Consider the following 13,338-nt stretch of genomic DNA (forward strand, 5'->3'; position numbering starts at 1 on the left):
TAAAGTTATTTTTTAGAAGCTAAGATTAAGACCGAACATGATATTTCTAGGTACAGGATATGCCCAAGACTGCATACCGGTAGATCTAGTTTGTGGATCAAATCCTATAAAATCTTTAGCAGTGATAGTGAACAAATTGTCAGCAGAGATATAAACTCTTAAATTGTCAATAGCCACTTTATTCATAAGGTTCTTCGGAAGAGTATATCCTAAAACCATGGATTTCATTCTTAAATAAGAACCATTCATTAAGAAACGGCTGGAATTAGTTTCTGCTCCTGAGTTGTCTCCAGCTACAAATTGGGGTACGTCGGTTATATCTCCTGGCTTTTGCCAGCGGTTGTCATAAACATAGTTAGATACCGGGCCTAAGAAATAATGTCCAACCTGCATATCAAATGCAAATCCGGAGTTATATACTTTATTTCCCAAGGTGAAACTGGTATCAAAAGAGAAGTCAAAACCTTTGTATTTGAAATTCATTCCAAAGCCACCATAAAATTTAGGATCGGCAGAACCTACAATTCGCTGACCAGCCTCATTTACATTTTTTGTTTTCTCATCCCCTTCTTGTCCTTTATACCACATTGCTTCTCCTGTTTCAGGATCCACTCCTGCATATTCCGGCATATAGAATGTATTATACGCTTCGCCAACTTTTCTGATAGTTAGAGTATTCTCAATTGGTTTTTCTGTGGCAAGTTTTATGATTTTATTTTTATTTGCCGTACCAGTGAAACGAACATCCCAACTGAAATCCTTATTTCTAAGTACGTTAGCGTTAATTAAAAATTCTATACCTTTGTTTTCCATCTCACCTACGTTTTTCAGGATAGACCCGAATCCAGTTGTGTAAGAAAGTGGTACATCAAATATCATATCTTTTGTCCGTTGGTTATAATAGTCTACTTCGAGTGTCAGTCTTTCGAAGAAAACAGCATGGATACCAATATCGGCTTTTGCAACAGTTTCCCATTTTAGATCCGGATTGGCTATTTGGTAAGGAATAGCTCCAGGTTTACCATTATAAGAATATCCATAATTATACAATCCCATTGCTGCATAATAACCAATATCCTGATTACCTACAGTTCCATAACTACCTCTGATAGTCAAATCTGTCAACCAACTTTTGGTATTTTCCATAAAGCTTTCGTTAGAGATACGGTATTTTGCTCCTATAGACCAGAAAGGAGCCCATTTGTTGTTTACACCAAATCTTGACGAGCCGTCATAACGGAAACTGCCTGACAGATAATATTTATCATTCAAGTTATATTCTGCATTCATAAAGAATGAAGAAAGAGTGCTTGCTTTGGTTGAAGATCCCGCCCCTGTTGGCTTGGAAGCATTGTCCAATTCAAAAACAGCATCACTAGGATATCCACTGGCAGCTGCATAAATTGTTCTATAAGATATTTTCTGTGCTTCTTGTCCCAACAATACATTCAAATGATGCATGTCTTTGAAAGTGCGGTTGAAGTTTACGGTATTGGTAATGGTCAAGGTTGTTGCCCTTTCCTGGTTTCTTTGACCAAGCATACCGCTACCGGAATATTGAGGATTATAAATTGAACTGTAAAAGAACTCGTCTAAGTCAATCAAACTCAATCCTGCATTTGTCTTCCATGTTAAGCCATCAATAATATTATAAGTAAAATATGGATTCACAACCAATGTAATCTGCTTTTGATTGCGTTTATCACCTTTTTCTTTATCGTTAATAGCTACAGGATTATAATTAACATTTGTATTATATGTTCCGTCTTCATTGCGCACCTGTTCAAACGGACGGATGTCATATACTGCTACAATAGGATTAGTATATTGGCTTTCAGTCATAGTGTTGTTAATATCGGAGAGTGCTCCATTCACAGAAAGTCCATATCCTATCCGCCCGCTTTTTCCATCTAAACTGATACGTCCACTATAGCGTTTCATTCCAGTTCCGATGACGATACCTGTATTCTGAAAATATCCTCCACTAATATAATAGCGCAAATTTTCATTCCCACCTTGAGCACTGATATCATATTCTTGTGAAAAACCATTTTGCAGAATCTCCTTCAGCCAATCCACACTCTTGATATTTTGCGTCAAGTCCACATTATACCAATCCATAACATATGCATTCAGCCATTCAGCAGAAGTCATGCCATCCTCACCGTCATATCCTGCATTTGTTAGTCCTTCGGTCCAGATCTCTTTGTATTTATCCAGATTTGTCGTACGATAATTATGATCTATCTTACCTACAAAACTAGTTCCGACTTTTGCATTCACATTAAAACGCGCTTTTCCCAGACTACCTTTTTTAGTAGTAACTACAATTACTCCATTCGCTGCACGAGCTCCATAAATAGCTGTAGCTGTAGCATCTTTCAAAACTGTGATGGACTCAATGTCGTTAGGATTGATATTAGCCATCGGACTTGCCGCCATATCCCCTGTTCCGGCTTTGTTATAAGCCCCCATTTTGTCTGTGTAAATGGCAATACCATCAATTACGTATAAAGGTTCAGTTCCGGAGTTCATTGAACCAACCCCACGAATAGTAGTAGAAGCATATGCACCAGGTTGTCCAGTCAAGCTATTTACTTGTAAACCAGCAACTGATCCTTCCAAAGACTTCATAAAGTTTGCATCTGTTTTTTTCATCAAGTCCTTGTTATCCACCGTTTGAGCAGATCCCGTAAATGCCGCTTTTTTAGTTACCCCATATCCGGTTACCACAACCTCATCTATTAGCTGTGCATCAGATTTGAGAATCACTCGCAAATTGGGCTTTATCGCCACTTCCTGCGTCTGCATACCGATGTACGAAATCTGCAAAGTCTTTGCAGAACTAAATACAACTATAATATGCTGATTACTAATAAAATATACGATGTTTACTTTCCTTCGGCAATAAATCTTTTGTTGTGGTTATTATGCAGATTATCAATATATTAAACACCTATCAAACATATTAATTTGCTGATTTATGATACCAGATTTCTATCAAAAATAAGACATAACCGTCTATTAATTAATCATTTAAGTTCTTATCTTATATGATATAAGCTAAAACTTATTTCCATCTTAACTGTTGAAGATGGTTTTCTTGTTCTAAATTATATCCAATAATTATTGATTATAATAATATATTCATTAGCAAACGATAATCTACGAAAAAGAAAAACTCCAGATGAAAAAATGCATATTTTATTACTGCATGTTTTAAAATATGCAGGGTGGATTCAAATCTTCTCCAAAATCGCAGAGAATATGATTGATGAATATTCATATTGAATAGTTATGTGCTTTTTCTGTATCAAAGAGATTGTGTAATTACATCTAATTATGTAAAAAGAAGTATTTATCATTTGTTTGATGCTAAAATGAAAGAACCCAAAATGCCGGATTTTAATAGCTACAAGAGGCTGTCAGGTTTATAAATTAGCTTTTAATCCTTTCCTTTTAAAGAAAACAAAGGCTTCTCTACGACCAATAACTCGTTCCTTTTAAAGGAACGAGTTATTCCTTTAAATGGGACGAGTGATGATATTCGTAATAATGGTGTATATTTAGATTATGTATATGCGTTTTCGGAACTTATATTGCATATTTTTTCATTTAATTATACACACTTTCTTCTATTAGAGAAAATTATACCTTCCATTTCTATAACCAAATCTTAAAAACAGAACACTTTCGTTTAGTTTTTGTGCTTATTATTATTTTTTGATGAGGCAGTTTTCTCAAGATCACGCACCACTGTAATATCCATTATATTCGCATATACCTGCGTGGTCTTTACACTTTTATGTCCTAACAGTTTTTGCACAGTAGTTATATTGGCACCATTATATAATAATAAGGTAGCATTTGTATGACGGGCGGTGTGAAACGATACACGTTTATCAATTTTAGCCAAGCCTGCCAATATGTTTAATTCCTTATTAATATTAGAATTGTCTTTCAACTTGAAAAAACTATTGAGGTCATCTTTATAGCGTTGCAATATCTGGATTCCTTTACCCTCAAATAATAAATATAAAGGAAGGCGTACCTCCATACCTGTTTTGACAGATTTGTATATTATCCAAGTCTCCTGATGGAACTCAACAATATTTGCAGAGGTCAGATTAGTGAAATCAGAATATCGTAATCCTGCATAACAACAAAATAAAAAAGCATCTTTTGTTTTTTGTAGTCTCGTATATCTTCCAGTCAGCTGCAAATTCTCAAATTTGTGTAACTCTTCCGGAGCTAAGTGTGTATGGCTTCCTTCTATACTTTTAATTTTATATTTTCTAAAGGCATACTTCTGTATATCCATATACTCCTTATTTATTGCAACATTAATATATCTTTTCAGATGCTTCATGTGCTTAGCAATAGTATTAAGGTGATAACCTTTAGATTGCAGGTAATTATCAAATGAAGACACAAACTCAAATGTCAAATCAGTAAATAATACCTCTTTCTTGAATTCCTGAAGTAATTCAAGCGTGGAAAGGTGATTCTGACGGGTGCTTTCTTTCAAAGAAGAATTGGCTATCTCCTCTTTAAAGAAAGTCAAAAACGACCTTCCGTTGCTTAGAGGTTTATCAATAGAATTTTTTAATAAATCTAACGATATGGACTTTCCCTGTTGCCATAGTCCAAGTTCTGTTTGCTCAATAGCTGCTATATTTTCATATAACATACGATTCAAAACATTCGCATTAGGATGATTCTTCACCATTTTTCGTTTGGCATCCCACTGTTCCGGTTTGAGATATATTTTGGTGGAGAAATACATTTTTTTCCTGTTCAGGTAGGCTTCTACCTGTACTAATGCCATTCCTCTTTTATTCAATCTCTTCTTTCTGTTAAACACAAGGTTGTAACTGATCTTTTCCATACTTTCATTTTTAATTAATAATAGAACAAATTAGACGTAATTCTGTGCTATATCAGAGGCGAATAAGCATTAATATCTCTAAAAAATAAATCTTCAAATAACTGTGTATTCACAAAACTTTAAATTAAATGCCACTTTTTTATTCGCTTTTTTACGAAAAAAGCAAAAAGAATGGCTTTTAAAGGTGTTTTATGACTAAAAACGAGTAAAAGAAATATTAAAAGATGCATTTTGCTCATACAAAGTGTCAATAGCTATTTTAACAATCAACGCTTTTGGTTGAGAAAAATATGCTTATCGGCATAAATACAGCTTATAAAATAACAAAATGTTATATTTGCAACCTTTTTTTATTAATATAATTGCTAGTTTCAGTTTTATTAATATATTTGCAAATTGTTAGAGTAAAGATACAAATAATGTAAAGTTAAACTTTAAGAGAGAATTTATGAAAAGAAAATTAATGCTGTTATTGGCATGCCTTTTTGTGGGCATAGGCCTAGTAACTGCCCAGACTCAAAAGGTCACAGGCGTTGTGATTTCTGAAGAAGACGGGCAGCCAGTTGTTGGCGCTTCTGTGTTGGTAAAAGGTACCACTCTGGGTACAATCACAGATGTAGATGGTAATTTTAATTTGTCGAATGTACCAAGTTCTGCAAAGACTTTGCAGATTTCGTATATCGGAATGCAAACACAAGAAGTAGTTATTAAGCCAAATTTGAAAGTTGTATTAAAGGCTGACGCCCAAAAGCTGGACGAAGTAGTAGTTACCGCTATGGGTATTTCACGTGAAAAGAAAGCATTGGGATATGCCGTACAAGACGTCAAATCGGATGCGTTGACACGTGCTGCTAATACAGATTTAGCGGGAGCCTTACAAGGAAAAGTATCAGGTATTGACATCACCCCATCATCAGGTATGCCGGGTGCTTCTTCAAAGATTACGATTCGCGGTTCTCGTTCTTTCACCGGAGACAATACTCCATTGTATGTAATTGATGGTATGCCTATCGCTTCTACCGCAGACGTGAGTACCTCTCTTACCGATGGAGCGTATGGAACGGACTATGCTAACCGTGCTGTCGACATTGACCCTAATGATATAGAAAGTATCAATATATTAAAGGGACAAGCCGCTTCTGCTTTGTATGGTATGAGAGCTTCCAATGGTGTTATCGTTATCACCACCAAAAGTGGTAAAGGAGCAGATAAAGGAAAACCGACTATTACTTTCAGTACTAACCTTTCCTTTGATAAGATTTCAACTCTTCCGGAACTGCAACAAGAATACGCACAAGGTTCAGGCGGTACTTTCGATCCGTCATCTCCTTTCGCATGGGGTCCTAAGATTTCCGAATTGGCTAACGATCCTACCTACGGAGGAAATACAGACAACAGTTACACTAGCCAATATGGCAAACAGTCCGGAAAATACTATGTTCCTCAACTTGCAGCTGCCGGCATGAATCCGTGGGCTACTCCACAGGCATATAACAACATGAAGGACTTTTTTGAAACAGGTGTATCTTGGAGCAATAACGTCAATGTAGCCCAGAGATTCGACAAAGGTAACTACTCCTTTTCTTTGGGTAACACCACGAGTAATGGTATCGTTCCATCAACTGGTATGGATAGATATAACGTGAAAATGTCCGCCGAAGCACAACTCCATCCTAACTGGACTACCGGATTTAATGGAAACTTTGTGACTTCAAAAATCTCCAAACAGTCTACAGCCAACACCAGTGTGGTTGCTACGATCTATAATGCACCCGTCAGCTATAATATGGCCGGCATTCCTTCTCACATAGAAGGCGACCCTTACACACAAAATACATATCGTGACAGCTGGATCGACGATGCATATTGGGCAGTTGACAATAACCAGTTCTCTGAACGTTCACAACGTTTCTTCGGAAATGCTTTCGTGAAATACACCACTAAATTTGGAACGGACAACCACAAACTGGATATTAAATACCAGATCGGTGATGACGCTTACACTACCAATTATTCAGAAATCTACGGATATGGAAGTACCTGGGCACCTACAGGTGAAGATTCAGAATACCATTACACTGTTAATGAGTTAAACTCACTGTTAACCGCTGCTTACACATGGAATATCAACGAAGAATGGACCCTGGACGCGTTGATTGGTAATGAGTTTGTGGATAAAAAGACAAAATATGAATACGCATATAGCATGAACTTCAATTTCCCGGGATGGAATCATCTGAATAATGCTTCTGTATTCTCTAACGAAAGCCAATACAACAAGAAGCGGACGGTAGGTAATTTCGCCAACTTGTCAGTAGCATGGAAAAACATGCTCTATCTAAGCGGAAGTATACGTAACGATATTGTTTCAAGCATGCCACGTGACAACCGTTCTTTCACTTATCCTTCAGTGTCATTAGGATTCATCTTCACCGAACTGGCTCCCCTGAAGAATAACATATTGACTTTCGGTAAGATACGTGCTTCTTATGCAGAAGTTGGTATGGCCGGTGATTATACTCAAAGTTATTATTATACTCCGTCTTATGGTGGCGGCTTCTATATGGGAAATCCTATTGTTTATCCAATTAATGGAGCAATGGCTTACATTCCATATTATAAGGTATATGACCCTAACTTAAAACCACAAAATACAAAATCATACGAACTGGGAGCAGATCTTACTTTCTTAAACGGACTGGTAACCTTGAATTATACCTATTCACGTCAGAATGTAAAAGATCAGATATTCGAAGTTCCTTTGGCAGGTTCAACCGGAGCCTCCAGTATGATAATGAATGGAGGTAAAATCCACACAAATACTCACGAGTTGACATTGGGCGTATCTCCGGTAGATACCAAAAACTTCAAACTCGACTTCGCTTTCAACTTCTCCAAAATCGACAATTACGTAGACGAATTGGCTCCAGGAGTAGAAAGTATTATGTTAGGAGGATTTGTAACTCCGCAGGTACGTGCCGGAATTGGTGACAAGTTCCCTGTGATCTATGGAAAAAGCTATATGCGTAATGACGAAGGCAAGATTGTAGTAGACAAAAACGGACTTCCCATGCAGGGAGAAGATGCGGTTATCGGAACTGTATCTCCTGACTTCCGTTTAGGTTTCAATACAAATATCGAATTGTACAAGTTCCGTATTTCTGCAGTATTCGACTGGAAACAGGGAGGACAAATGTATAGTGGTACTGCAGGTGAAATGAACTATTACGGTGTGAGCAAATTATCTGGTGATATGCGTAATACCGAATTCATTGTGGAAAACTCCGTTAAAGAAACAGGAAAAGATGCAGACGGTAACTCAATTTATGCGCCCAATGATATAAAGGTAACAGACGCTCAAGCATATTTCACAAGAAGAAGATCCATTGACGAATCCTACATTTATGATAATTCTTATATCAAACTGCGTGAATTATCAGTAAGCTATCCGGTATTCTCAAAGAAATGGCTGAATGTGAATGTGAATGTTTTTGCCCGCAACATTTTGGTTTGGTCTGAAATGAAAGGCTTCGATCCGGAAGCTTCACAGGGTAATGACAACATGGGAGGTGCATTCGAACGTTTCTCTCTTCCGGGAACAGCCAGCTATGGTTTTGGATTTAATGTAAAATTCTAATTAGCTAAAAAGAAAGATGAAAACATATAATATAATCAAAGGCATTTTTGCCGCTACTGTTTTATCAGTTGTCTTTTCCGGATGTTCGGAAGATGCAATGGATAGAATCAATAAGGATCACGGACATACGCAAAGCGTGGCCGGAAGATTCATTCTGACAGATGTAATAACCTCTACCGCATTCTCTAATGCAGGAGGTGATTTCAATACTTATCTATCTGCTTACATTGAATATGAAGTAGGTGTTGACAACCAGTTGTATTATGCAGAAACCAGAGAAAGCGAACCGACCTCATCTTCCACTTTCAATAATACATGGAATGGTCTGTATTCCACATTGAAATCCGCCCGTATCATTATCAATCAATGCAGTGAGGGAGGAATAGATTATGGAAATTTTGTAACCAAAGGTATGGCAGAGGTGTTGGCTGCTTATAATTGTGCATTGATAGCCGATATGTTCGGAGATGCTCCATGCAGCCAGGCAGCCTTAGTTGACGAAAATGGTTCTCCCGTTTACCTGACTCCTAAAATGGATAAACAAGAAGAGATCTATACACAAGCAATGCAATACCTGGACGATGCTATTGCAGACTTGCAGAAAGAGGATCTGATAGACCCGGGAGCTCAAGATTTGTTATATCAGGGCGATGCTGAAAAATGGCTAAAGTTGGCGTATGGTCTGAAAGCGCGTTACACAATGCACCTTCTTAAAAGATCTGCCAACAAAGACGCTGACATGGAGAAGGTTTTGGAATATGTGGATAACTCTTTCGAAAGTGCAGAAGAGCAAGCAGCATTCGACGTATATGACGCTAACAATATAAATCCGCTTTACGGTTTCTTTGTGGCACGTGCCGGATTAGGTGCGAGCGAAAGCATGAGAAGCAAACTGGCAGAATACAACGACCCACGCCTGTCCAGAGCTTTCATCACTAAACAAGGTGCATCTGGAAAAGAACAAGCCCCAGGAAGTGCTGACAATGCCGTATATGCGCCTAACGGTTCTCCGGAACAAGGTACTTCCAAGTATGGAACTTCTTTATTTATGTATTCTATATCGGCACCCACACTGTTATTGAGCTATCATGAATTAAAGTTCCTGGAAGCAGAAGCTCTATGCAGATTGGGACGTGATGCAAAAAGTGCATTAAAAGACGCTGTAGTAGCCGGATTGTTAAATGCAGAAAATAGCTTCAGCGTTTCAAGAAAGGAATTGGGCAAAACGCTCATCAACCCGGCAAGTAGTATTACAGATACTGAAGCCGAAAGCTATTTTGATAATACGGTAGAAGCCAAATATACAGCCGAACCGCTGAAAACAACAATGACTCAAAAATACTTCGCATTATGGGGAGCTTCAGGAGAAGCGACAGAATCTTACAATGATGTTCGCAGAATGAAAGGACTAGGCGAAAACTTTATTGAGCTAAAAAATCCAAACTCTTTCCCATTACGTTGTCCTTATGGCAATAGCGACACAACAACGAATGCCGAAGTGAAAGCAGCATACGGAAACGGACAATATGTGTATAGTGAAAATGTTTGGTGGGCAGGCGGAAGCAGATAATCCATTGACTTGAATCATATAAATGAGACTGAATTCTCTAGGGGAAAGGTGGGAATTCAGTCTCATTTCAGTTATATCTCGATAGTCATAAAAACGTCCACTACGCTTATGAAGAATTATGGCAACCTAAACTTTATCAGATTACATTTAGAATAGTACATTCTTATTCATCAAGGAATCATTCCTTCTCTCACAATATCTACCAGAATCGGCTTCAATCCGCTAACGAAACATTCCACTGCAATCACCATCAAAATCAATCCCATAAGACGCATCATCACATTATTACCCGTTTCACCCAAGACTTTTACCAATTTCGTAGAAGCACGAAGAATAAAGAAAGTCAGCAGATAAATCAGGGCAATAGTACCGATCAGTATTCCCTTCATTTCATAAGAATGCGCATCCTGCATCAAAACGATTGCATTAGCAATCGCTCCGGGACCGCATAACATAGGAATACCGAGAGGGGTAATAGAGATATCATCCGCATACGTTTTGATTTCTTCGTCCTTCAACTTCATCGGTGTATAGCGGGCTTGAAGCATATCAAATCCTATCTTGAAGATAATCACCCCACCGGCAATACGGAAACCATTGGTAGAGATACCGAAGAACTTGAAAAGAAACTGCCCGGCAAAGACAAATACCATCAATGTAATAAACGACACAATAGTAGCACGACGTACAATAGACTGACGTTCTTTATCCGTCATACCATGAGTCATGGTAAGAAAGACAGGCATCGTTCCCAATGGGTTGGTCAACGTGAAGAATGAAGTGAAACAAAGTAAGGCGAAAGGTAGAAGCGTACTATCCATGGTTATATCGTATTTTATGCAAAACTAAAACGCAACAAAAATACGACTTAATCCAGAAAACCTATAATAAATCCATTAATTCTTTCAAGGAATGGATGTGATAAGTAGGGAGGAAAGGGAAAGTAGTCCGTTCTGTCACATTGTAGAAAGCCTGATGCATCCCTACGCCGTGTGCTCCGATTATATCCGCTTCCCAACTGTCACCAATCATCAAGGATTCGCGCAACTCGGATTGAGTGGCAGACAAAGCAAAATTGAATATCTCCGGCCAAGGCTTCAGCACTCCGAGATCTTCCGAGAGAATCACCTTTCTGAAATACCCGTCCACTCCTGCCGAACGCATCTTGCGTGATTGCAATTCACGAAACCCATTGGAAAGGATATAGAGATTATATTTGGGAGCAAGATATTCCAATACCTCCTTTGCATGAGGCATCAAAGTACTTTTAGTAGGGATAATAGCGAAAAAATCTTTCGAAAACTGTTCGGCGAGCGCTTCATCTTTCACTCCCACAGCCTGTAAAGGATAAAAGAAACGTTGGCTGTTCAATTCATCCTTCGTTATCTTTCCTTCACCGTACTCAATCCAGAGTTCTGTATTTCTTTGTTGATAAAGAGTATAATAATGATTGAATGAGTCAAAATAGCGGTCGAACGAATATTTCTGATATACTTCCTCAAAAGTATCACGGGCATTTTGAGAAAAAGCCCAGATAGTATCATCAAGATCAAAAAAAAGATTTTTATATTTCATCAGTAGTTATGCGTATAATAAGAAACAAAAAAGCCAATGTGCTAATTTCTTGAATCCAGGAATCAGCACATTGGCAATTCAAAAGGGATATCTACCTTATTTTACCTGGATAACCAAGTATCTGGATACACTCCAGAATTCAGTAGGATTAGTAATCTTCAATGTCAACTGGCCTTTATCATCTTTTACCAATTCATAAGAACCGGTCGGATGAGTAGTCAGTAACTCAGCACGTTTAGAGTACAACTTGATTTCTTTGGTTGTACGGATATCGATTTGAGTGAAATAATCCTTGTTGAAATCAGCGCTCTTCAACACGTCTCCGCTCTGAAGAATCTTTTGAGCTTTCAATTCAGATTTAGTACCGAATACGAACCAGGCAGCATTCAGACTCTTTTCCTGTTCAGCAACGGTTTTAGCTTTCGCTTCGTTTTCTGCAGTCAAAGTTTCTTTTGCTACAGACAAATCGCTGACAGCAGCATCCAATTCCTGAATACGGATATTCTTGGAAGCCAGTTCAGTTTGCAGTTCTTCGATACGCTGTTGTTTAGCGTTCAATTCAGCAGTCAATGCCTCAACAGCTTTTTTCAGTTGAGTAGAATTGTAATTGCTGTTCTTCAACTGTGCCTGTAACTTTGCAATCTGCGCTTTGTTTTCTTCCATTTGTTTGGAGATGAATTCGATGTCAGAAGCAATCTGTTGCTTGGCACTGGCAGAGTTTTCAGTGATGGTTCCACGCTGCAAATCAACACGGCTTTCGGCAGCATTGATCTTACGGAAACCTTCCTGAACTTCATTGAAAGTCCCCATCATATCATCCAGTTCAGCGTTGCGCTGGTTCAGTTCCATCAAAAGAGAATCATTTTCAGCTTTCAGGTCTTTACTTCCACCTTTAAAGCCATCACACGAAGCCAACATGGCTGCGCATACAAATAAAACAGCTAACTTTTTCATACGTTTACGTTTTACGTTTTTTAATGAAGTTATTTAATCATCTATTCCTGCTAATACTATCACAATCTCGCCCCGGGGTTCGGTGGCGGTAAAGTGTTCTATCAATTCAGCCAAACTGCCCCGAACTGTTTCTTCGTGGAGTTTGGATATTTCACGCGACACGGTTGCCTGACGTTCAGCGCCGAAATATTCGGCAAACTGTGTTAACGTCTTCAACAGACGGTGGGGTGATTCATAAAACACCATCGTGCGGTGTTCTTCCGCCAATGTCTTCAGTCGTGTCTGCCGTCCTTTCTTCTGGGGGAGAAATCCCTCGAAGCAGAACTTCTCGTTCGGCAATCCCGATGCAACGAGAGCCGGAACAAAAGCGGTTGCTCCCGGCAAGCACTGCACTTCAATACCGTTGCGCACACATTCACGAACAACCAGAAATCCGGGATCGGAAATTCCAGGCGTTCCGGCATCCGAAATTAGTGCCACCGTTTCACCTGCCTTTATTCTATTAACAACACTTTCCACCGTTTTATGTTCATTAAATTTGTGGTGGGATTGCATTGCATTCTTTATTTCAAAGTGTTTCAGCAAGATACCGGAAGTACGTGTATCCTCCGCCAAAATCAGATCGACCTCTTTCAGGACTTTGATAGCCCGAAAAGTCATGTCCTCCAGATTCCCTACCGGCGTAGGCACCACATATAGCTTTCCCATCTGTTT

The 13,338-nt window shown here is 38.6% G+C and carries 8 protein-coding genes; 2 read left to right on the forward strand and 6 right to left on the reverse strand.

All coding sequences use genetic code 11. The features are described 5' to 3' along the window. Nucleotides 1-12: 12 nt before the first annotated feature. Both H8796_RS00605 and H8796_RS00610 read right to left on the reverse strand, forming a co-directional pair. On the reverse strand, nt 13-2,832 hold the full coding sequence (locus H8796_RS00605) for a TonB-dependent receptor (RefSeq protein ID WP_233530860.1): 2,820 nt from the start codon (nt 2,830-2,832) through the stop codon (nt 13-15). Between the two features lie 865 nt (nt 2,833-3,697). After that, complete coding sequence (locus H8796_RS00610; protein ID WP_117934400.1) at nt 3,698-4,888, reverse strand: site-specific integrase; 1,191 nt, start codon at nt 4,886-4,888, stop codon at nt 3,698-3,700. A gap of 448 nt (nt 4,889-5,336) precedes the next feature. On the opposite strand from H8796_RS00610, the gene H8796_RS00615 reads away from it, so the two are divergent. Further along, the gene (locus H8796_RS00615) at nt 5,337-8,525 is read left to right on the forward strand and encodes a SusC/RagA family TonB-linked outer membrane protein (protein ID WP_187343896.1); all 3,189 of its coding nucleotides are present in this window, start codon (nt 5,337-5,339) and stop codon (nt 8,523-8,525) included. A gap of 16 nt (nt 8,526-8,541) precedes the next feature. Next, a complete protein-coding gene (locus tag H8796_RS00620) occupies nt 8,542-10,095 on the forward strand; it encodes a SusD/RagB family nutrient-binding outer membrane lipoprotein (protein ID WP_117936140.1) in 1,554 nt (517 codons plus the stop codon). A 170-nt stretch (nt 10,096-10,265) separates the two neighbouring features. Here H8796_RS00620 and H8796_RS00625 read toward each other — a convergent pair whose 3' ends face one another. The 4 genes from H8796_RS00625 to rsmI all read right to left on the reverse strand — a co-directional run bounded on the left by H8796_RS00625 (nt 10,266) and on the right by rsmI (nt 13,332). After that, nucleotides 10,266-10,916 (reverse strand): MarC family protein, encoded by a 651-nt coding sequence (locus H8796_RS00625; RefSeq protein WP_004306500.1) that lies wholly within the window; start codon nt 10,914-10,916, stop codon nt 10,266-10,268. 61 nt (nt 10,917-10,977) lie between these two features. Next, a complete protein-coding gene (locus tag H8796_RS00630; protein ID WP_117936142.1) occupies nt 10,978-11,670 on the reverse strand; it encodes a YjjG family noncanonical pyrimidine nucleotidase in 693 nt (230 codons plus the stop codon). A gap of 96 nt (nt 11,671-11,766) precedes the next feature. Continuing rightward, nucleotides 11,767-12,624, reverse strand: coding sequence for a hypothetical protein (locus H8796_RS00635; RefSeq protein WP_117936144.1), 858 nt, complete (start codon nt 12,622-12,624; stop codon nt 11,767-11,769). A 33-nt stretch (nt 12,625-12,657) separates the two neighbouring features. Further along, nucleotides 12,658-13,332 carry a 16S rRNA (cytidine(1402)-2'-O)-methyltransferase gene (gene rsmI / locus H8796_RS00640; protein WP_004299177.1) on the reverse strand — a complete coding sequence of 225 codons (675 nt, stop codon included), beginning with the start codon at nt 13,330-13,332 and terminating at the stop codon, nt 12,658-12,660. Nucleotides 13,333-13,338: the final 6 nt, after the last annotated feature.

The organism is Bacteroides sp. M10 (assembly GCF_014334015.1).
GTDB lineage: Bacteria > Bacteroidota > Bacteroidia > Bacteroidales > Bacteroidaceae > Bacteroides > Bacteroides intestinigallinarum.

Bases quoted from the DNA above. Each gene is read 5' to 3' on its own strand.
- H8796_RS00610 (WP_117934400.1), bottom strand. From the start codon at position 4,888: ATGGAAAAGATCAGTTACAACCTTGTGTTTAACAGAAAGAAGAGATTG.
- H8796_RS00615 (WP_187343896.1), top strand. From the start codon at position 5,337: ATGAAAAGAAAATTAATGCTGTTATTGGCATGCCTTTTTGTGGGCATA.
- H8796_RS00620 (WP_117936140.1), top strand. From the start codon at position 8,542: ATGAAAACATATAATATAATCAAAGGCATTTTTGCCGCTACTGTTTTA.
- H8796_RS00625 (WP_004306500.1), bottom strand. From the start codon at position 10,916: ATGGATAGTACGCTTCTACCTTTCGCCTTACTTTGTTTCACTTCATTC.
- H8796_RS00630 (WP_117936142.1), bottom strand. From the start codon at position 11,670: ATGAAATATAAAAATCTTTTTTTTGATCTTGATGATACTATCTGGGCT.
- H8796_RS00635 (WP_117936144.1), bottom strand. From the start codon at position 12,624: ATGAAAAAGTTAGCTGTTTTATTTGTATGCGCAGCCATGTTGGCTTCG.
- rsmI (WP_004299177.1), bottom strand. From the start codon at position 13,332: ATGGGAAAGCTATATGTGGTGCCTACGCCGGTAGGGAATCTGGAGGAC.